The sequence below is a fragment of the Streptomyces ipomoeae 91-03 genome (assembly GCF_000317595.1).
Taxonomy (GTDB): domain Bacteria; phylum Actinomycetota; class Actinomycetes; order Streptomycetales; family Streptomycetaceae; genus Streptomyces; species Streptomyces ipomoeae.
Map to the genome: position 1 here is coordinate 1 of NZ_AEJC01000012.1, position 20554 is coordinate 20554.

The window sequence follows — 20554 nt, forward strand, 5'->3', positions numbered from 1 at the left end:
ACTCGTATGCCTGTTGAACTCTGTGCGCTGAGCGCGGCCACGTCTGGTGCCAGAGCGCCGCCCCCGAACCGCGGGTTCTCCTACAGCGCGCTGAAGCCCACCTTGCGGACCGTCGGCTCGCCGATGTCGACGTACGCCAGACGGTCGGCCGGGATCAGGACCTTGCGGCCGTGTTCGTCCGTGAGGCTCAGCAGCGCCGACTTGCCGGCCAGCGCCTCGGCCACGGCACGCTCGACCTCCTCGGCACTCTGACCGCTCTCCAGAACGATCTCGCGGGGTGCGTGCTGCACGCCGATCTTGACCTCCACGGCTATGTCCCTCCGACGGTCAGTGAAGTGCGCGGGCGTCCGCGCCGTACCCAGCACACATTAGCCCGGTGAGGGGACGTCCACCCTCCGCTCAAGAACGCCAAGAGCGAACAGGAGGCGGGAACAAACGCCCGGTCGGCCACGGACCAGCCGTGGACGGTGCTCGGCGGTCTCCCGTGCTTGGTAGTGGCCGGCGCTCGGCGGTCGCCCGTTCGGGGCTGGTTGCCGGCGCCCGGTGGTCGTCGGCGCTCAGTGGTGGTCGATGCCGTGCAGCGGGAAGCCGGCGATGCCGCGCCAGGCCAGGGAGGCCAGCAACTGGACGGCCTGCTCGCGCGGGACGCTGCGGTCGCTGTGCAGCCAGGACCGCGCCACCACCTGGGCGAGACCGCCCAGACCCGAGGCGAGCAGCATCGACTCGGCGCGCGACAGACCGGTGTCCTCGGCGATGATGTCGCGGATGGCCTCGGCGCACTCGTTGGTGACCTTGTCGACACGCTCGCGCACGGCGGGCTCGTTCGTCAGGTCCGACTCGAAGACCAGCCGGAAGGCGCCGCCCTCGTCCTCGACGTACGCGAAGTACGCGTCCATCGTGGCCCGCACGCGCTGCTTGTTGTCGGTCGTCGACGCGAGCGCGCTGCGTACGGCCTGGATGAGGGACTCGCAGTGCTGGTCCAGCAGGGCCAGGTAGAGGTCGAGCTTGCCCGGGAAGTGCTGGTAGAGGACCGGCTTGCTGACGCCGGCGCGCTCGGCGATGTCGTCCATCGCGGCCGAGTGGTAGCCCTGGGCCACGAAGACTTCCTGGGCGGCGCCCAGCAACTGGTTCCGTCGGGCTCGGCGCGGAAGGCGTGTGCCCCGCGGGCGTGCCGCCTCTGTCTGCTCGATGGCTGTCACGCCGCCTCCCAAAATCGTCCACATGCGGTGAGCGCCGCGCCGCCATCGTACTTTTCGGTAACCCGGCTGTGCGTGGTGCGAGCGCAGAATTTCACGGACCGGACGGCTGGGAAAGTGCCGTAGATCACGTCAAATAAGGGCAGAGCGGGTGGAAGGAAGCCCTTTCTGGTCACCGATTGTCGCTTTTCATGCCCTTGATGGTTGATGCTGGTCAGGAGTTACCCGCTACCTGTAGTGGTCCAGGTCCGGTTACCTGTAGTCGTCCTCGTCGAGGGAGACCACACGGGCCTGTTCCGCGAGGTCGGCCTCGTTGGCGGTGTTCGGGTCGGCGTCGGTCAGTGAGTCGTCCCGGTCCGGGGTGACGTTCGTGTGCTGCTCGGCGGCGTCGGCCTCGGGGGCCTCGACGTCATCGAGCGCCACGGCATCGTCCGTCGCGAAGGTGTCGGGATCGGACGGGTCAACGGCCATGGTGGTTTCCCCTTCCTGGTACTGCCCTGGTCTTGCCCTGGTGCTGCGCGCTCTCCCGCGTCTACGAGCCTAGGAGACCGCCGATCGTGGCGCTATGCGATCCGACGGTGACCGCCCGACAGTGACCGCGGTGGCTCGCCGCGTCCTGTCCGGTACCCCATGGGGCGCGGTTGACAACCGGCGAGTGTGGACGAGTGCGGTCGGCATCCGGCGGGTGTGCGCGGCACGCGTCCGGCAGGTGCTTGGTGTGATTCGCGTCCGGCAGGTGCTTGGCGCGATTCGCGTCCGGCCGGTTTTTGGTGCGATTCGCGACGGTCAAGATGTGGGATCTGTGATGGCCAACACAACGGCGAACACATGAACCACTGCGTGATCGTCTCGTAACATTGCCGCTATGTCTTCGACCGATCTGCCGTCCGTGCTGACCGCCACCGCGTCGCCGAGGGCGAGTGCCGTGCGGGTGGCGCCCGGAGAGCGGTTGAGGTCGGTGAGACTGCCGGGGATCACCCTGTCGGTACGGTCGAGACCGCCGGTGGGAAAGGATCTGCCGCCCGCCCTGTACGTACACGGTCTGGGCGGCTCCTCGCAGAACTGGTCGGCGCTGATGCCGCTGCTCGACGGGGTCGTGGCAAGCGAGGCCGTCGACCTGCCGGGCTTCGGCGACTCGCCGCCGCCGGACGACGGCAACTACTCGGTCACGGGGCACGCGCGCGCGGTCATCCGCTACCTCGACGCCTCCGAACGCGGCCCCGTGCACCTCTTCGGCAACTCCCTCGGCGGCGCGGTCACCACCCGCGTCGCGGCCCTGCGTCCCGACCTCGTCCGGACGCTCACCCTGGTCTCGCCCGCCCTGCCGGAGCTGCGCGTGCAGCGGACCGCCGTACCGACCGCGCTGCTGGCCGTACCGGGCGTGGCGAGCCTCTTCACCCGCTTCAGCAGGAACTGGACCGCCGAGCAGCGCGTACGGGGCGTCATGGCGCTCTGCTACGGCGACCCCACGCGCGTCACGGAGGAAGCCTTCCGCAACGCCGTGGAGGAGATGGAGCGACGGCTGCGGCTGCCGTACTTCTGGGACGCGATGACCAGGTCCTCCCGAGGGCTCGTGGACGCGTACACCCTGGGCGGGCAGCACTCGCTCTGGCGCCAGGCCGAGCGCGTCCTCGCCCCGACCCTCCTCGTCTACGGCCGCCGCGACCAGCTCGTCGGCTACCGCATGGCCCAGCGCGCCGCCCGCGCCTTCCGCGACTCCCGGCTCATCTCGCTGCCGGAGGCCGGGCATGTGGCGATGATGGAGTACCCGGAGACGGTCGCCGCGGCGTTCCGCGAACTGCTCGTCGACACGGGCAAGTCGAGGGTGGCGGCGCGCTTCGAGTCGATGGGCTCGGAGCCGGTCGGGTCGGCCAACTCATCGGGTACGGACGGCTCGTTGGGAGAAGAAGTCTCGGCTACCGTCGGCGATGACGACGATTCCGTAGGGGACGGGCCCGCCAAGGGCTCTCCCGGTGTGGGGAGCTGAGGCGCGGCGTGGGACGGCACAGCCGCAAGGGGCGGGCGCCGAAAGGCGACACAAGCGAAAAGCCGGTGGCCGAGAAACCGGTGGCCGAGAAGCCGGTGGTCCGGGCGACAACCGCCGGGCCGGGCAACGGCCGTTCCGCGGCTCCGCGTCCGCCGGGCGGTCCCGGGGCTACGGCGGGTACGGGCGGGCCGGCGCCCTGGGGTACGGCGGGGCCGCCGACTCCGAGGGGCGGCGGGTCGGCGCCCTGGGGTGGGGCAGCGGCAGCGGCAGCGGCTCAGAGGGGCGGCGGGTCGGCGCCTCGGGGTGACACGGGGCCACCACCGGCGCCAGGAACGCCGCGTTTCGCCGACGGCACTCCGGCGCACGGCTTTCCCCGACTCTCCGACGGCACACCGGCTCATGGGGTGCCGCGTTTTGCTGATGGCTCGTCGACTGGTGGAGCGCCGCGTTTCGCCGGGGGCGGCACGCCTGCGCATGGCTTTCCCCGGTTGCCCGACGGCACCCCCGCCCGAGGGTTCCCGGAAAGCCGTGGTGGTCACCCCGAGCAGCGTGAACGTGGCGGTGGCTGGGGGCAGTTGGGCGGTGAGGGGCGGTCGGCGGGCGGCGCACCGGGTGTGGTGCGCGGGGCTCCTGCGCGGGCCCCGTACGGTGCGCCCGGCGCGTCCCCGTACGGCACCCCGGGCGGACCCGGTGGGCGACCCGGCCCCCGCGCCCCGATACCGCGACCGCGTCAGGAGGCCGACCCCTCCGGTGGCCCCCGGCAGGCCTACCTGGACGCCTTCGACGAGGTCGACGACGTCATCGTGCCCGGTCGGACGCACCGTGTGGGCCGGGGTGCCGACGGCGACGAGCGGGCCGAGGCGGCGCTTCAGGAGAAGCCGCTGACCGGCGCCCCTTTCGAGGACGCCGATGCCGAGGGCTTCGATCCCGAGGACTTCGAGGCAAAGGAGAAGGCCAAGGGCGGCAAGGGCCGGGCGTACACCGGGATCGCGGCCGCCGCGGTCACCACCGTGCTGGCCGTCATCGTGGGCGGACAGCTCACCCTCGGAAAGGACGACACCGCCACGCGGGCGCAGGCCGTCGACGCCGGCGACCGCGACGTACGCGGCGCCTCGCGCAGCGACGACCGGCCCACGCCGTCCAGCGCGCCCAGCGCGGGCGCGACCCCGTTGTCGTACGACGAGAAGATGGACAAGAAGTACGAGCTCGCCGCCGACCTTGAGGGGAACGGCAAGTTCGAGACGGTGAGGGGCTTCGACAAGGCGCCGGGGACGGGGCGGAAGTACCGCTACCGGGTCGATGTCGAGGAGGGGCTCGGGCTGGACGCGGAGCTGTTCGCCGAGGCCGTGCAGAAGACCCTGAACGACGACCGCAGTTGGGCCCACAACGGCGGCCGTACCTTCGAACGGATCTCCTCCGGGAAACCTGACTTCGTGATCACCCTGGCCAGCCCCGGCACCACCGCGACCTGGTGCGCCAAGTCAGGGCTCGACACGACCGTGGACAACGTGTCCTGCGACTCGGCCGCGACCGAGCGCGTGATGATCAACGCGTACCGCTGGGCCCAGGGCTCCAAGACGTACGGCGACCAGATCCACGCGTACCGGCAGATGCTGATCAACCACGAGGTCGGCCATCGTCTCGGCTACAGCCATGTGACCTGCGACAAGGATGGCGAACTCGCGCCCGTCATGCAGCAGCAGAGCAAGTTCCTCAGCCGTAACGGGATCACATGCAAGGCCAACCCCTGGGCGTTTCCCAACGCTTGACGGGGTGCGGAGTGCATTCCCTCGTTGGCTCGTCCCTTCGCCCCTCACCCCTTTGTCCCTTCGCCGCTGACGGGGTGTAATCGATTGATCCCTTAGCGCGATGGAACGCGTCCCGCTGGCGAAAGTTACGACCGTTCACCCCTTTTGGTGGCGTGATGGACAACCGTCCGTCGCGCCACTGCCTTGTCCGCATACGTTCGTCCCGCTGCGAGCCGCCGGGTGAACGGTGGCTCCCCAAACGGGAGATCGGGGGTGCACGCGTGCGCATCGGACTGCTTACGGAGGGTGGTTATCCGTATGTGAGCGGTGACGCCAGGCTCTGGTGCGACCGACTCGTGCGTGGGCTGGAACGACACCAGTTCGACGTCTACGCGCTCAGCCGTAGTGAGCGGCAGGAGGACGAGGGCTGGATCCCGTTGCCGCCGCAGGTCGCCCGGGTCCGTACGGCACCGTTGTGGACGGCCGAGAACGACGGGGTCGTGTACGGGCGCCGGGCGCGGCGACGCTTCGCGGAGGTGTACGGCGAGCTGGCCGCGGCGGTGTGCTCGGTGGGGGCGGGCGGAGCGGGGGGCGTGGATGGCTCGGGTGGCTCGGGTGGGGGCGGGGGAGCCTCCGGAAGTGGCCCGGGTGTTGAGGCGGACCGTTTCGGCAACGCGTTGTACGGGCTCGCCGAACTGGCCCGTGACGAGGGTGGACTCGTCGGGGCCCTGCGCTCCGAGGTCGCCGTGCGTGCGCTGGAGCGAGCCTGTCGTGCGCCGGGCGCGCTGCGTGGGGCGCGCGAGGCGCGTGTATCGGATCTGCTGACCGTCGCCGCCCATCTCGAACGCGTCCTGCGCCCTCTCTCGCTCGACTGGCACGAGGAGGACGGGCTCGGCTCGGTCGACCTGTGCCACGCGGCGGCGGGCGGCTCGGCCGCGCTGCCCGGGCTGCTGGCCGGACACTTCCATGGGGTGCCCCTGCTGGTCACCGAGTACGGCGTGCCGCTGCGCACGCACTACCTCGGGGCCTCCGGTCGGGCGCCGGTGCGCGCCCTGCTCGCGTCCTTCCAACGGCAGTTGACCTCCGAGGTCTATCGGCGGGCCGTCTGTCTCACCCCCGGCAACATCCACGCCCGGCGCTGGCAGGAGCGCTGCGGCGCCGACCGCGCCAAGATCCGTACCGTCTATCCCGGCATGGACGCGTCCCGCTTCGCGGAGGTGGGCGAATCGCCGGAGAACGCCGATCCGCACACCCTGGTGTGGGTCGGCCGGATCGAACCCGCCAAGGACCTGATCTCCCTGCTGCACGCCTTCGCCGAGATCCGCCGGATGGAGCCGAGGGCACGGCTCAGGATCGTCGGAGCGGCTACGGGCGTCGAAGGGGCCGCCTATCTCGGCCACTGCAGGGTGCTGGCCGCGCAGCTCTTCCCCGACGAGGCGGACGGTGTGCACGCCGTCGGCGAGAACCCCGTCTCCTTCGAGGAGATCGGCGACCCTGCCGTCCCGGACCTGGCGGAGGCGTACGCGGCGGGTGCGGTGGTGGTGCTGTCGAGCGTCGTCGAGGGCTTCCCGATCAGTCTGATCGAGGCGATGTTCTGCGGTCGGCCGACCGTGTCCACCGACGTGGGTGCGGTCGTGGAGGTCATCGGGGGTACGGGACTGGTCGTTCCGCCGCGCAATCCGCGGGCGCTCGCCGAGGCGTGCGTGGCGCTCCTGCGCGAACCCGAGCGCCGCGCGCGCCTCGGCGCGGCGGCCCGCGCCCGCGCCCTCGAACTCTTCACGGTCGAGCAGAACGTCGCGGCATTTCGCGGTATCTACCTGGAGATCGTCTCCCACGCGCCGGTACGGAAGGTCGTCCTCGACGACTCCGGCGAACCCCTGCCCTTCGGCACCCCCGCCGAGTCCCACGTCCCCGGCCGCTGGACCGAGTCCCGCTTGGTCGCGGGGGGTCTCGGGGTGGCTGGGGTCGCCGGCGTGGCCGGACTCGGCGGAGTCGTCGCCGGTCGACCTCGCTGGGCGGCCGGCGCGCCCGTACGGGCCACGGCGTCGGTTCGTGGGGCGGGGGTGCCTCCGGGGGCGGAGTCCTCGGCGGGGGTGCCTTCGGCGTCATCTCCGGCAGCGGCGCCCTCGGTGTCGTCTCCGGCAGCGGCGCCCTCGGCAAGGGCCGGGGAGCGGGTGCCTGCGGGGGAGGGGGCGCGATGAGCGGCGAGCTGAAGCTGGACGGGCCGAGTGAGTTGGCTGGATCCGCTGAGCCCGGTGGGCCGACTGGAGCGGCCGGGGTGGGTGAAGCGGCCGGGGTGGGTGAACCGAGCGAGCCGGGCCGGGGGAAGGCGCCGGGTGTCGCAGAAGCCAAGGTGCCGCCAGGCCTGGGAGCCAAGACGTCCCTCGGTCCCGAAGGGTCGCCGGATCCCCTGGTAGCGCTCGACCCGGTCCCACCTCACTCTGCGGACCCTCCCCGCCCCGTAGCCGCACTCCCCAAAGGCGACGGCGGCACGACCGCGAGCACCCCCAAGCCGGCCACCGCCCCCCGCCGCGGCGCCGCCGATCCCGTGAAGGCGCTGATGCACCGTCACCGGGAACTGTGCGAGCGGGCCGTGGACCCGCTGGAGATCGCCGCCGGGTTGGAAGCACACGGTGTCACCGACCGCACGGCCGCCCGCTTCCGGCACCGGGACGTGTTCTCGCTCGCCGAGGAGATGTACGCGCGCGTCCCCCGCGACGGCGAGACACCCCCGGAGCGCGAACTGGCCACAGACAGCGCGCCAGGCGCGGGCCAAGGCAGGGCATGGGCGGCGCTCGCCCTGCTGCCGGGCACCCTGTGCGCGACGGCCGTGGCCGGAGTGCGGTTCGTCGAAGGCCAACCGCGTCTCGTGGCCGCCGTCGCCGTGGTGGGCACCCTCGCCGTCGCGCTCGGTCTGCGGACGGCTCTGCGGCAGGGCCCCCTGTGCGTCCCGTCCGGCGAATCCGGCCGTACCGGCGCCTGGACCTGCTGGCTGATCGGATACACCCTCCTCGGCGACGGCCTGCTCGCCGCCGGTCTCGGCGGCGGCCCCCACGGCCCCTGGCCCCTGGCCGCCGCACCCGTCCTGGCCCTCGCCCTCGCCTGCGCCCCCGCCATCTGGTGCACCCACCTCCTCTCCGTACGCGCCCGCCGCAAACTCGCCGCCAGCCGGGGCCTCGCCGAGTTCTCCGACTCCGTGAAGCCCTTGCTCCTCGGTGTGTTCGCCCTCTACCTCTGCGCCCTGGCCGCCCTGCTCGCCCTCTGCGGCGCGCTCCTCGACGAGCCCGCCGCACACCCCGGCGCGGGCAGCCTCGGCGCGCTCCTTCTGCTCGCCCGCCTCCTCACCGCACGCGGGTTCGCGCGTGTCCCGGCCGTCGTCCTGCGCATCGCGGCCCTGACCGAGGCACTCGCCCTGGCCACCGTCTTCGCGAGCCGTCTGCCCAACTGCTCCTTCCTGTCCGTCCCCGTCGAGACCGTCACCGGCACCCGGGGGCCCGGCGCCGTCCCGGCCCTGGTGTGCGGCACCGCCGCGCTCGTCCTGCTCGTCCACGCCACCCGCACGCTCACCCGGGCCTCGGCCCACGCCCGGCCCTCCGGAGGTACCTGACCCACCTCGGTTCCCGCCATGGCGCCACATACCGCCGCACGAAGCCCGAGCCCGACCGACGCACGGGACCTCTAGTCCCGGGCATCCCCTCCCGCGGGGCCGACACCGCGGGCCACCTCATCTCACACGGCACGACCCCATAAGGAGAACGCCAGATGATCACCTCCCGAACCGGAGAGCCCGCCCCGGGAGCCGCCCGATGAGGGTCCTGCTGATCGGAGCCAATGGATATCTCGGCCGTTTCGTCGCCGAACGCCTGCTCGCCGACCCGGCCGTCCAACTCACCGCGCTCGGCCGCGGTGACGACGCCGACGTACGGTTCGACCTCGCCACCGGCAGTCCAGGCGCACTCACCCGCTTCCTGGACGCGGTCCACCCGGGCGTCGTCATCAACTGCGCCGGAGCCACCCGAGGCGGCGCCCGCGAACTCACCCGGCACAACACCGTCGCCGTCGCCACCGTCTGCGAGGCCCTACGCCGCAGCGGCTGCGGCGCACGCCTGGTGCAGATCGGCTGCGGCGCCGAGTACGGCCCCAGCCAGCCCGGCTCCTCCACCGCCGAGGACGCCGTGCCCCGCCCCGGCGGCCCGTACGGTGTGAGCAAACTCGCCGCCACCGAACTCGTCCTCGGCTCCGGCCTGGACGCCGTCGTGCTCCGCGTGTTCTCGCCCGCCGGGCCCGGCACCCCCGCCGGCTCCCCGCTCGGCCGCCTCGCCGAAGCCATGCGCCGCGCCATGCAGTCCGGCGACGGCGAACTCAAACTCGGCGGCCTCGGCGTCCAACGCGACTTCGTCGACGTCCGCGATGTCGCCCGCGCCGTCCACGCCGCCTCGCTCTCCGCCGCCCAAGGCGTGATCAACATCGGCTCCGGCCGCGCCGTGCGTCTCCGAGACGCCGCCGCCGTCCTCGCCCGCGTGGCCGGCTACGGCGGCGCCCTGCACGAACTCGATGCCCCGCCCGGCCCCCTCCGCCCGACCATCGGACACCCCCGCTCCGAATCGGACCACCCCGCCCCCGTCGCCTACCCCTACCCGGACGGCTGCGGCAGCTGGCAGCAGGCCGACGTCCGCACCGCCCGCGACCGGCTCGGCTGGCGACCCCGGATCAACCTGGAGGAATCCCTCGCCGACATCTGGATGGAGGCGGCATGCCGTATCTGACCCCGGCCACCTCCGGCACCCCGAGCACCGGCTTAAGCCTCGGCTTCGGCATCCCCGGCTATGCGCACCCCCTTGTCGCTCCGCTGGAATGGGGCCGGCTCACCCGCCCCGGCACCCCACTGCACTGGGTCGTCCTCAACGTCTGCGACGGCCCCGGCACCCGCCCCGACCCGCACTGCCTGGAAGCCGCGGGGCGGCTCCGCAACGCGGGCGTACGGGTCCTCGGCCACCTCGACGTGGCCCATGGCGCCCGCGCCTTCGGTGAGATCGTCACCGACGCACATCGCTATCTCGACTGGTATCAGGTCGACGGCTGTCTCCTGGACCGCTGTCCCACCGAGCGTGGCGCGCTCCCCGGGATCCATCGCACGGTCACGGCGCTCCGCGCGCTCCTCGGCGGCGGCCACATCGTCCTCGGCCACGGCACGCACCCCCACCCTGGATATGCCGAGAGCGCCGACCAGTTGGTCACCTTCTCCGGGGCCTGGAGCGACTACCGCAGGTCCCAGGCGGCCGAGTGGACCGCCGGCCATCCGCCCGAGCGCTTCTGCCACTTCGTCCACGGCGTCCCGCGCGGCCATCTCGACGAGGCGCTGCGCATCGCCCGCTGGCAGGGCGCCGACACGATCTACTTCACCGACCGCATCGACCGCATCGACCGCGGCGGCCGACTCGCCCCCTGGGAGTCGATGCCCGGCTACTGGGACGAAATCGTCTCGCTGGTTGGAACGGGTGTCTCGGAATGAAAAAGGGCGTGGCAGTGTTACGGGGAGAACAACTGTAGTGATTGACCGACCAACGGAGTCCCCGTGTCGCTGCCACCCCTGGTCGAGCCCGCTTCCGAGCTCACCGTAGACGAGGTCCGCAGGTACTCCCGCCACCTGATCATCCCCGACGTCGGGATGGACGGGCAGAAGCGGCTGAAGAACGCCAAGGTGCTCTGTGTGGGCGCCGGCGGCCTGGGCTCGCCGGCGCTGATGTACCTGGCCGCGGCGGGCGTCGGCACGCTCGGCATCGTGGAGTTCGACGAGGTCGACGAGTCGAACCTGCAGCGCCAGATCATCCACAGCCAGGCCGACATCGGCCGCTCCAAGGCCGAGTCCGCGCGCGACTCCGTCCTCGGCATCAACCCGTACGTGAACGTGATCCTCCACGAAGAGCGGCTCGAGGCCGACAACGTGATGGACATCTTCAGCCAGTACGACCTGATCGTCGACGGCACGGACAACTTCGCGACCCGTTACCTGGTCAACGACGCCTGCGTGCTGCTGAACAAGCCGTACGTCTGGGGCTCCATCTACCGCTTCGACGGCCAGGCCTCCGTTTTCTGGTCCGAGCACGGCCCCTGCTACCGCTGCCTCTACCCGGAGCCCCCGCCGCCGGGCATGGTCCCCTCCTGCGCCGAGGGCGGCGTCCTGGGCGTGCTGTGCGCGTCCATCGGCTCCATCCAGGTCACCGAGGCCATCAAGGTCCTCACCGGCACGGGTGAGCCGCTGGTCGGCCGCCTGATGATCTACGACGCCCTGGAGATGCAGTACCGCCAGGTCAAGGTCCGCAAGGACCCCAACTGCGCGGTCTGCGGCGAGAACCCCACCGTCACCGAGCTCATCGACTACGAGGCCTTCTGCGGCGTCGTCTCCGAGGAGGCCCAGGAGGCGGCCGCCGGCTCGACGATCACTCCCAAGCAGCTCAAGGAGTGGATCGACGACGGCGAGAACATCGACATCATCGACGTCCGCGAGATCAACGAGTACGAGATCGTCTCCATCCCGGGCGCCAGGCTGATCCCGAAGAACGAGTTCCTCATGGGCACCGCCCTGGAGAGCCTTCCGCAGGACAAGAAGATCGTCCTGCACTGCAAGACGGGTGTCCGCAGTGCGGAAGTCCTCGCGGTCCTGAAGTCGGCGGGCTTCTCCGACGCGGTCCACGTCGGCGGTGGCGTGATCGGCTGGGTCAACCAGATCGAGCCGCACAAGCCGGTCTACTAGGCACACGGCTTCCTGAGAGGGGCTCGGCACCACACGTGCCGGGCCCCTCTCCGCTGTGGTCCTGGTGGACAGCCAGCGGCCGACCTGTGGGCGCCCATGCCATCCGCCGGCCCGCACTACGCGCAGACCTTGCCGTCCTTCGGCACCGTCCCGTCCAGCAGATACGCGTTGATCGTCGAGTCGACACAGCTGCTGCCGCTGCCGTACGCCCCATGGCCCTCGCCCTTCCAAGTGAGCACCACGCCGACGCCCTCGCCCAGCTCCTCCGCCATCTTCCGCGCGCCCTCGTACGGTGTCGCCGGATCCCCGGTGTTGCCCACCACGAGGACGGGGTCCGCGCCCGGTGCGCTCACCTCGGGGGAGTTCATCTGGCCCGGTACCGGCCAGTCGTGGCACCAGCCCGCGGTGTCCCAGCCCAGGAACTCGCCGAAGACGGGCGAGAGTTTCCGGAATTCGGGCAGCAGCTTCTTCGTCTCCTCCGGCGTCGGCCGCTGCTTCTGGTCCAAGCACGATATGGCCCGGTGGGCGTGGGTCGTCGTGCCGTAGCGGCCCGAGGCGTCACGTTCGTTGTAGCCGTCGGCGAGTGAGAGCAACTCGGTGCCGTCCCCGTCCTCGGCCGCGTCGAGCGCGCTGGTCAGCGTGGGCCAGCTCTGCTCGCTGTAGAGCGGCAGGACGATGCCGGTGGTCGCCAGCGTCTCCGTGAGTTCGCGGCCGGACGACGTCGGAAGCGGCTTGGCGTCGATCCGCTCCAGCAGGGCCGCGATCTTCGCGGTGCCCTCCTTGGGTTCCTGGCCGGTCGACTTCAGGTAGTTGTCGAGCGCCCGTTGGAAGCCAACGGTCTGGTTCTTGGCGTGGCCGATCGCGTCGGCGGTCGGGTCGACCACCGCGTCGAGCACCAGGCGCCCCACGTTCTTCGGGAACAGATGGGCGTAGACGCCGCCGAGTTCGGTGCCGTAGGAGATGCCGAAGTAGTGCATCTTGTCGTCGCCGAGGACCTGGCGCATGAGGTCCATGTCGCGGGCCGTCTCGGCGGTCGAGACGTGTGACAGCAACTTGCCCGCCGCCTTCTCGCAGCCCGCACCGAAGTCGGCCGCGTCCCTGAAGAAGGCCGCCTCCTCGGTGGCGTCGTCCGGTGTGGCGTCCACCACCTCGGCCGCCTGGACCTCCTTGTCGCTGCGGCAGCGCACCCCCTCGCTCGCGGCGACCCCGCGCGGATCCCAGCTCACCAGGTCGTACCGCTCGTGCAGCTCGCTCGTGAGGTCGGCGTACGACGGCATCATGGAGACGCCGGAGCCGCCCGGGCCGCCGAAGTTGAACAGGAGCGAGCCGAGGCGTTCGCTCTCGTCACCGGTCGCCCTGCTCCGGATCAGCGCGAGTCCGATCGTCTTCCCGTCCGGCCGCGCGTAGTCCAGCGGGACCTTCAGCGTCGCGCACTGCCAGTCGCCGCCCGGCGCGGGAGTGTCCGATGTCGCCTTGCAGCGCCCCCAGTCGAGCTTCTGCGAAGCCAGTGCCGAGGTCGACGCGCCTTTGTCCTCCGCCCCGTCGTCCGTGCCGCCGCTGCAACCGGCGACGAGCACCGCCGCCGCGGCCAGAGCCGCTCCCCGTACAAAACGCGCCATGAGCGCTTCCCCCCTCGCGGTATTGCCCGCCGTATGTCCCGAATGGCGGTCCTGCCATCGTATGCGGACGGCGACGAACGCGCTGCAGCCTGTGGATAACTCTCTGACCTGCGCTTTTACGGGCAGACAGTCCCGGTCTTCGGCACCTTCCCCGCCAGCAGGTAATCGTTCACGGCCGACCGTACGCAGCTGTTTCCGCTGCCGTATGCACCGTGCCCCTGCCCCTTGTACGTCAGCTCGACACCGACTCCCGCACCGAGCGCCTCCGCCATCCTCCGCGCGCCCTCGTACGGTGTGGCCGGGTCGCCGGTGTTGCCGATCACCAGGATCGGCGCCGATCCGGGCGCGCTCACGTCGGGATGGTCGGCGGCGCCGGCGACCGCCCAGTCGGTGCAGGTGAGCAGGGACCAGGCCAGTGATTCGCCGAAGACGGGAGAGGCGGCCCGGAAGCCGGCCATCTTCGCCTCCACGTCCTCGGCGGTGTAGCGCGGTTTCTCGTCCGCGCAGTCGATGGAGACGTTCGCCGCGGCGAGGTTGCTGTACTCGCCGTTCTCGTTGCGCCCGGTCAACGAGTCGGCCAGCAGCATCAGCAGCCTGCCGTCTCCGTCGTACGCCTGGTCGAGCCCTTCGGTCAGGTACTGCCAGAGGTCCTGGGAGTACAGGGCCTGGGCGATGCCGGCGGTGGCGATGGACTCGGTCAGGTCGCGAGGGAAGATCCCGGGGATCGGTTTGCGGTCGAGGTCCTTGAGTAGCTTTGTGATCCGGTTCTCGACGTCCTGCACGGTGTCGCCGACCGGGCAGTCCTCCTCCTTCGACACACAGTCCTGGGCGTAGTTGTCGAGCGCGAGCTGGAAGCCCTTGGCCTGTGCGAGCGTGTCCTGCTCCGCGTCCTGCGTGGGGTCGACGACAGCGTCGAACACCGCCCGTCCGACCCTCTTGGGGAACAGGTGGGCGTAGACGCCGCCGAGTTCGGTGCCGTAGGAGATGCCGAAGTAGTGGAGTTTGTCGTCGCCGAGGATCTGACGCATCAGGTCCATGTCGCGGGCGGCGTCGGTGGTGCGGACGTGCGGGAGAGTCCTGCCGGAGTTCTCTTCGCAGGCCGCGTTGAACTTCTTCGTGCTGTCGATGAATTGCGTGCGCTCGGCCGCGTCGTCCGGGGTTCCGTCCTGTTGGAAGTTCTTGTCGAGTTGTTCGTCGTCCTCGCACTCGATGCCCGCGCTGCGGCCGACACCACGTGGGTCGAAGCTCACCAGGTCGTATCGGGTGCGCAGTTCGGCGAAGTCCTCGCCGAAGGCAGGGAGGGTCTTGACGCCCGAGAGGCCCGGTCCGCCGAAGTTGAAGACGAGCGAGCCGATGCGTTTGTTCCGCGCGCCGCTCGACGGCGCACGGATCAGCGCGATGTCGATCGTGTCGCCGTCCGGGTCGTCCCAGTCCAGTGGGGCCTTCATGGTCGCGCACTGCCAGGTGACGCCGCCCGGCAGCGGCGAGGGCGCGACGCCGCCGCCCTCGGACGCCGACGGTGCCGGGCAGTTCTTCCAGTTGAGCTTCTGGGCCGTCAGATCCTCGTCCTTGTCCTTGGCCCCGCCGTCACCGCAGCCTGTCGCCAGGCACGACAGCAGGAGTGCGGTGGCGGTCACGGCGGTGGCGCGCCAGGGGACAGGAGTGGGCATGGCTCCATCGTGGAGCCGCCCGGTGCCGGACGCTCGGGGCGCGAGCCGTGCGGGTGAGACGTCGAAGAGACCGGCACACGGGATGCGCCTTCATACGCGCGTGCCGACTGCCGATCTCGCCCCGGTGCCGTACGTCCGCCGTCGTCGCGCCTCACGCGCGCGTGACCGCTTGCCAGTCCCGTGACTCCTTCCGGTCCCCGAGGTCCCGCGCTTCACGCGCGCGTGCTCGCTCGCCTGTGCGTCGCCCCCTTCGACTGTCACTCGCGCTGCTCTCCACGCGCGCGTGCCCGCTCCCCTCCGGCCGCCGCCTAGGGTGCGTTTCATATGTGGATCTTGATGTGTCAAGATCCCACTTCGTGGGGCGGCATGATCTGACGAATACACAGTGGGCGAAGCTGGAGCCCCTGCTCCCGGTCGGCAAGAAGCCTGGACGGCCACCGGTGCACACCAAGCGGCAACTGATAGACGGCATACGGTGGCGCACCCGCGCCGGTGCTCCCTGGCGGGACGTGCCCGAGCGCTATGGCCCGTGGGAGACGGTCTACGGCCTGTTCCGCCGCTGGCAGCGGGACGGCACCTGGCACCGCATCTTCGAACAGCTGCAGGCCCAGGCCGACGCCGAGGGACTGATCACCTGGGACGTCTCGGTGGACTCGACCATCGCCCGCGCCCACCAGCATGCGGCCGGCGCCCGCAAAAAGGGGATCTGCAGATCGAGCCGCCAGGCGGTGTGTTCATCGAGCCCGACGACCACGGGCTCGGACGCTCCCGGGGCGGGCTGACAACCAAGCTCCACCTGGCGGTCGAGCAGGCCCAGAAACCGATGTCGCTGGTCATCACGGCAGGACAGCGCGGTGATTCCCCGCAGTTCCAGGTGGTCTTGGGCCGCATCCGGGTGCCCCGGCTCGGGTCGGGCCGCCCGCGCACCCGGCCGGACAAGGTGCGTGCCGACAAGGCGTACGGCTCCCGCGCGAACCGTGCCTACCTGCGCAAGCGCGGTATCCGCTGCACGATCCCGGAGAAGCGCGACCAGATCGCCAACCGCAAGAACCGCGGCTCCCACGGCGGCCGGCCACCTAAGTTCGACAAGGCCGACTACAAGGAGCGCCACGCGGTCGAGTGCGGAATCAATCGCCTCAAGCGGCACCGCGCTGTCGCCACGAGATACGACAAGTTGGCAGTTCGCTACGAGGCGACCGTGCTGGTCGCAGCCATCAACGAGTGGCTGTGACCAGCACTTTCAAAACGCACCCTAGTAGGGCTTGGTTAGGTTGGGGCCGGCGTGTCGTATCGGGTCCAGGGTCTTCGGCAGGTGGGGCATGTTCCTGCCCAGCAGACGAGGAGGACTTGGAGCTCGGCCACAACCTGGTAGGTCGTCAGGCCGTGGCCGCTGCTGGCGGGCACAGCCGCTCCAGGGTGCAGAACGCCTGCGCCACCGAGGCCAGGGTGACGTGCCGCAGGAAGCCGTTGAAGGTGCGGCCTTCGAAGTGGCCCAGTCCCAGGGCGGTCTTCAGTTCCCGGTAGTCGTGCTCCACCCGCCAGCGGATCTTCGCCGCACGCACCAGGTGCCGCAGCGGGGTGTCAGCCGGCAGGGTGGACAGCCAGTACTTCACCGGCTGTTCCTCCCCGGCGGGCCACTCGGCCAGCAGCCAGCACACCGGAAGGTCCGCGCCCCGGTGCGCCCGGCGCAGGCGGACCCCGGCCGGGCGCACCCGCAGTGCGGCGAACCGCGAGCGCAGCGGCCCCTTGGAGCCCTGGCGCCAGGTCACCCGGTGCAGGGCGCCGCGCCCGATGCCCAGGACCAGCTCGCGCACCGCGACGGGCTGGTCCCGGTAGCGCACAACGGGCTTGCGGCCGGTGCCCGACCAGGCAGGGGCGGTGCGCGTGGCGGTCTCGGGCAGGACCGCGGTGTCCGAGCGCGCCCCGACCACGTAGGCGATGCCGCGCTCGGTCAGCGCCTCGCGGAAGGCCCCGTCCTGCCCGTAGCCCTCGTCGGCCACCACCAGCGGCGGCTCCAGGCCCCAGCAGCGCAGCTCGTCGACCATGTCGACGGCCAGCTGCCACTTCTCGGCATGCCCCACGCCGGCGGGGATCCGGGCCCGGCGCCGCCTGTGCTCCGCCCGGCCGGCCTCCTCGGCGGGCGCGGCGGCCGCATCCCACGCGGCCGGCAGGAACAGCCGCCGGTTCACCGGGCAGGAGGCGGCATCGGTGACCAGGTGCACGCTCGGCGCGACCTGGCAGTTCGCGGTTTTGCCCAACGCCCCGCAGCACTGCGCGGCCACGCCCGGGGAGGCGTGCCCGTCCTTGGGGAAGGACACGTCATCGACCACCCAGGCATCCGGGCGGATGACCGGCTCCATCCTCCAGGCCACCTCGGCCAGCACCATCTGGTGCGACCACGGGGAGTCGGCCAGGAACTGCTGCAGCCCCTGCCGGTCCACCCCCAGCCGGGCCGCCATCGGCTCCATCGACTTGCGCCGCCCCTCGCCGAGCAGCCCCCGCACATACCGCTCGCCCCACCGCCGCTGGTCAACCCGCCCCAGCGGGGCGAACACCTCGGCCGCGAACGCCGCCAGCCGGTCCTGGGCCTCCACCAGCTCCTGCGGGGTCATGGCCCTCACCTCCGCGAGGCCGACACGCTATTCCCCATCCAAGATAACCAAGCCCTACTAGAGCGCTTCCTTGCGTGACAGTTGGTTGAAGGCCAGCCAGCCCGGCAGCACGGGCAGCCACAGGGTCAGCAGACGGAACAGCAGGACCGCGGGGGCCGCTACCTCCTTCGGGAGGCCGACGGCGATCAGGCCGACCGTCAGGGTGGCCTCGACGGCGCCCACACCGCCCGGGGTCGGTGCCGCGGACCCCAGCGCGTTGCCCGCGAGGAAGACGACGGCGACGCTGGCGATGCTGATCGAGACGTCCTCGGTGGCGAAGGCGCGGATCGAGGCGTCCAGGCACATCACGAAGCAGCCGGTGAGGAGCAGCATGCCGCCGATACCGGTGACCAGCTTCTGGGGTCGCTGCAGCACGTCGAGCATGCGCGGTACGACACCCGCGAAGAGCGACCGCACACGCGTGACGACGAACTTGCGCAGGAATGGGATCGAGGTCATCACCAGGACGAGTACCGCGACCGTCAACAGGCCCGCGATGACGGTGCGGGACGGCGACAGGGACGGCGTCTTCTCGGTGCCGGTCAGATAGCCGAAGGCGAGCAGCATCAGGATGTGGCAGCCGAGCCCGAACAGCTGCGACGCGCCGACGCTCGCCACCGCGAGTCCCGGTCGTACTCCCGCGCGCTGCAGGAAGCGGGTGTTGAGCGCCACGCCGCCCACCGCGGCCGGCGCGACGATCTTCACGAACGACCCGGCGACCTGCGCGGCCACGGTCCTCGGGAACGGCACCCGTTCCGGCACGAAGCCCAGCAGGCTCATCGCCGCCGCGACATAGCTGAGGGCCGAGAAGAACACCGCCGCGGCGACCCAGCCCCACTCGGCGTTCTCGATGAGCGGTCCGAACTCGATGTGGGTGAGCTGACTCAGCAGGAAGTACGCGCCGAAGGCCCCGGCGATGAGACTGATCAACGTGCGTGGCTTGACCCGTTCCAGCCGGGCCGGTTCGACCGGTGCCTGTGGCCTGATCAACAGCACCTGGTGGCGGATCTGGGTGAGCAGGTCCTCCTCGCGGGCCTCTTCCAGGGCCTCGTCGATCGTCCGCTTCTCGGCCCGCTGCTCGGCGCGTACGGCCTTCTTGTCGGTCTTGCCGGGCTCGGTGGCTTCCCTGTGCTCCTCCGCGCGGGCCTGTTTGGCCAGCTGGGACGCCTCCAGGACCGCCTCGCGCTGGCGCTCCGCCCGCTCCCGGGCCAGCCTGCGCAAGGTCGCGCGTGTGGAGCGCGACAGCGCGATGGGCTGGAGCATCGGCAGGCAGTCGGCGACCGCGTCGGGCCCGAGCACGCTCACCGCCGAGGTCACCGCTCGCTCGGCGCCCACGCGCAGACCGAGCGTCGTCAGCAGCTGGGAGACGTCCATGCGCAGGACCAGATCGCCGGCCGCGATCTCGCCGACGCGCAGATCGGTGAGGATCACCATGCCGGAACGATCCACCAGGATCGCGTCGCCCACCAGCCTGCGGTGCGCGATGCGCCGCGACTGCAGGGCCTTCACCTGGAGCCAGGTGTCACGCAGCAGATCGTCGGTGACCTCCTCGTCCGCCAGGGAGTCCAGGGTGCGTCCGCCGGTGTGCTCGTAGACGAGCATCACGGCGTCCGGCCCGAGTTCGGAGGTCGCGATCAGCTTGGGAGCGTTGGCGCCGGCCGCGATGGCCGCGTACGCGAGGAGGGCCTCCTGCTCCAGAGCCTGGCGCAGCGACTGGAGACTGCGGCGCGTGGTGATGCCGCGCAGCGTCAGCCGCCGCCAGACGCGGTAGAAGAAGCCCTGTGCCTGCTGCTCCCGGTCGACGACGGTGACGTCGAGGGGCTGGCCGTCCTCCAGGGTCACGAAGTACCGGCGGCCCCGGTCGCCGCCCTCCGCCGTTTCCGGGGCCTCTTCACGGGCCGCGCTGACCGGCTTGAAGCCGACCCTCCTGAGGCCCGCCATCAGCGTCCGGCCGGTGGGACGAACATTCGGCGAGCCGACCGCGTACAGCGTCCCGTAGGCGACGGTCCAGCCGATCAGCACCGTCAGGACGATCGAGAACGGTGTCGTGTAGCCGGCGACCAGCATGGAGAAGGCGTCCAGCAGCAGCACGATCCACAGGACCGCGCGCCAGCGGGGTCTGCGGGACATGCCGACGGCTGTCATGTATGCGATGACCGGCGCGAGGTAGCCGTGCACGGGGTCCGTGAGGGCGTGGATGTCGCCGGGGGAGGGCTGGGTGAGCGCCTCCTGGATCGAGTCCGGGGCGGTCCTGGCCACCCACAGGTCGGTCGCCAGCGTCACCCCGTGCGCCAGGACCGCCGCGAGCACACCGTCGGCGATGCGCAGTCCGTCCCGCTTGATCAGCCGCTCGATCGCGAAGGCGACCGGCACCAGCAGGATCGCGATGCTCGACCCGAGGCCCGCCAGTTTGATCAGCAGGTCGGGCGCCTGTCCCGTGCCCTTGTTGATGTCCTGTTCGAGGCCGGAGGTGGTGCCGTGTGCGAACGCGGCGATCGCCAGCAGGAGGATGATCCCGAGGATGCCGACCGCGAGCCGCATGAGATCGGAAGGACGGTGCACGCGCGCGGGGAGCAGCGGTTCGTCACCCTCGACCTCGTCGGCATGGACGTCGTCCGCGTCGTCCTCCTCCTGCCCGACCTGCGGCTTTGTGTTGTCGTACGTCTTAGGGGAGGGCATTTGGCCCAAGGACGCGGCTGCTCCCGATTTCTTACCGAGATTCTTACCGGGGCTCTCCTGAGAGGCCGTTTCGGTGCCCTTGTCGTCCCCGTCGGTGGTGTCCGGGCGCGACGAGACGTCAGAGGTGCCCGCCGCGTCGTCGGGGTGCACGCTCTGCTGTTTCATCGTCTCTTCTTGGTCTCGTATCACCAGTCACCGCCCGCACGATGGTGGCATGCCCGGTGGGCACACAGGGGCATCAGGGTGCAAT

Annotated in this window: 15 protein-coding genes; 8 read left to right on the plus strand and 7 right to left on the minus strand. The window is 70.9% G+C overall.

Going from position 1 to position 20554, the window contains the following annotated elements; all coding sequences use genetic code 11:
* Positions 1-80 precede the first annotated feature (80 nt).
* From STRIP9103_RS00625 to STRIP9103_RS00635, 3 genes are all read right to left on the minus strand, one after another.
* Positions 81-308, minus strand: coding sequence for a DUF3107 domain-containing protein (locus tag STRIP9103_RS00625; protein ID WP_009293559.1), 228 nt, complete (start codon positions 306-308; stop codon positions 81-83).
* 249 nt (positions 309-557) lie between these two features.
* A complete protein-coding gene (locus STRIP9103_RS00630; protein ID WP_048819455.1) occupies positions 558-1199 on the minus strand; it encodes a TetR/AcrR family transcriptional regulator in 642 nt (213 codons plus the stop codon).
* 249 nt (positions 1200-1448) lie between these two features.
* The gene (locus STRIP9103_RS00635; protein ID WP_009293547.1) at positions 1449-1667 is read right to left on the minus strand and encodes a hypothetical protein; all 219 of its coding nucleotides are present in this window, start codon (positions 1665-1667) and stop codon (positions 1449-1451) included.
* 394 nt (positions 1668-2061) lie between these two features.
* Here STRIP9103_RS00635 and STRIP9103_RS00640 point away from each other — a divergent pair, with 394 nt between their 5' ends.
* The 7 genes from STRIP9103_RS00640 (at position 2062) to moeZ (ending at position 11685) form a co-directional block, all read left to right on the plus strand.
* A complete protein-coding gene (locus tag STRIP9103_RS00640) occupies positions 2062-3183 on the plus strand; it encodes an alpha/beta fold hydrolase (protein ID WP_048819456.1) in 1122 nt (373 codons plus the stop codon).
* A 488-nt stretch (positions 3184-3671) separates the two neighbouring features.
* Positions 3672-4952 carry a DUF3152 domain-containing protein gene (locus tag STRIP9103_RS00645; RefSeq protein WP_009293562.1) on the plus strand — a complete coding sequence of 427 codons (1281 nt, stop codon included), beginning with the start codon at positions 3672-3674 and terminating at the stop codon, positions 4950-4952.
* Positions 4953-5212: 260 nt separating this feature from the next.
* Positions 5213-7132, plus strand: coding sequence for a DUF3492 domain-containing protein (locus tag STRIP9103_RS00650; protein WP_048819457.1), 1920 nt, complete (start codon positions 5213-5215; stop codon positions 7130-7132).
* A gap of 359 nt (positions 7133-7491) precedes the next feature.
* Complete coding sequence (locus tag STRIP9103_RS00655; protein WP_048819458.1) at positions 7492-8538, plus strand: hypothetical protein; 1047 nt, start codon at positions 7492-7494, stop codon at positions 8536-8538.
* A 199-nt stretch (positions 8539-8737) separates the two neighbouring features.
* Complete coding sequence (locus STRIP9103_RS00660; RefSeq protein ID WP_009293548.1) at positions 8738-9697, plus strand: NAD-dependent epimerase/dehydratase family protein; 960 nt, start codon at positions 8738-8740, stop codon at positions 9695-9697.
* On the plus strand, positions 9685-10443 hold the full coding sequence (locus STRIP9103_RS00665) for a spherulation-specific family 4 protein (RefSeq protein ID WP_009293544.1): 759 nt from the start codon (positions 9685-9687) through the stop codon (positions 10441-10443). The genes STRIP9103_RS00660 and STRIP9103_RS00665 overlap by 13 nt, the downstream gene beginning before the upstream one ends.
* A gap of 63 nt (positions 10444-10506) precedes the next feature.
* Positions 10507-11685 (plus strand): adenylyltransferase/sulfurtransferase MoeZ, encoded by a 1179-nt coding sequence (gene moeZ / locus STRIP9103_RS00670; RefSeq protein WP_009293537.1) that lies wholly within the window; start codon positions 10507-10509, stop codon positions 11683-11685.
* A 116-nt stretch (positions 11686-11801) separates the two neighbouring features.
* On the opposite strand, the gene STRIP9103_RS00675 is transcribed toward moeZ, so the two are convergent.
* Positions 11802-13304 (minus strand): alpha/beta hydrolase, encoded by a 1503-nt coding sequence (locus tag STRIP9103_RS00675; protein ID WP_009293550.1) that lies wholly within the window; start codon positions 13302-13304, stop codon positions 11802-11804.
* Between the two features lie 116 nt (positions 13305-13420).
* The gene (locus STRIP9103_RS00680; RefSeq protein WP_009293567.1) at positions 13421-14974 is read right to left on the minus strand and encodes an alpha/beta hydrolase; all 1554 of its coding nucleotides are present in this window, start codon (positions 14972-14974) and stop codon (positions 13421-13423) included.
* Positions 14975-15330: 356 nt separating this feature from the next.
* Here STRIP9103_RS00680 and STRIP9103_RS45715 point away from each other — a divergent pair.
* Positions 15331-16205 (plus strand): IS5 family transposase gene (locus STRIP9103_RS45715; protein ID WP_374005668.1). Its coding sequence is split into 2 segments (ribosomal slippage): positions 15331-15720 and positions 15723-16205, totalling 873 coding nucleotides; the frame shifts between segments, so codons are not numbered across the junction.
* A gap of 145 nt (positions 16206-16350) precedes the next feature.
* On the opposite strand, the gene STRIP9103_RS00695 is transcribed toward STRIP9103_RS45715, so the two are convergent.
* Together STRIP9103_RS00695 and STRIP9103_RS00700 are read right to left on the minus strand one after the other, a co-directional pair.
* The gene (locus tag STRIP9103_RS00695; protein WP_009293538.1) at positions 16351-17586 is read right to left on the minus strand and encodes an IS701 family transposase; all 1236 of its coding nucleotides are present in this window, start codon (positions 17584-17586) and stop codon (positions 16351-16353) included.
* 57 nt (positions 17587-17643) lie between these two features.
* A complete protein-coding gene (locus STRIP9103_RS00700) occupies positions 17644-20469 on the minus strand; it encodes a lysylphosphatidylglycerol synthase transmembrane domain-containing protein (RefSeq protein ID WP_048819460.1) in 2826 nt (941 codons plus the stop codon).
* Positions 20470-20554 lie beyond the last annotated feature (85 nt).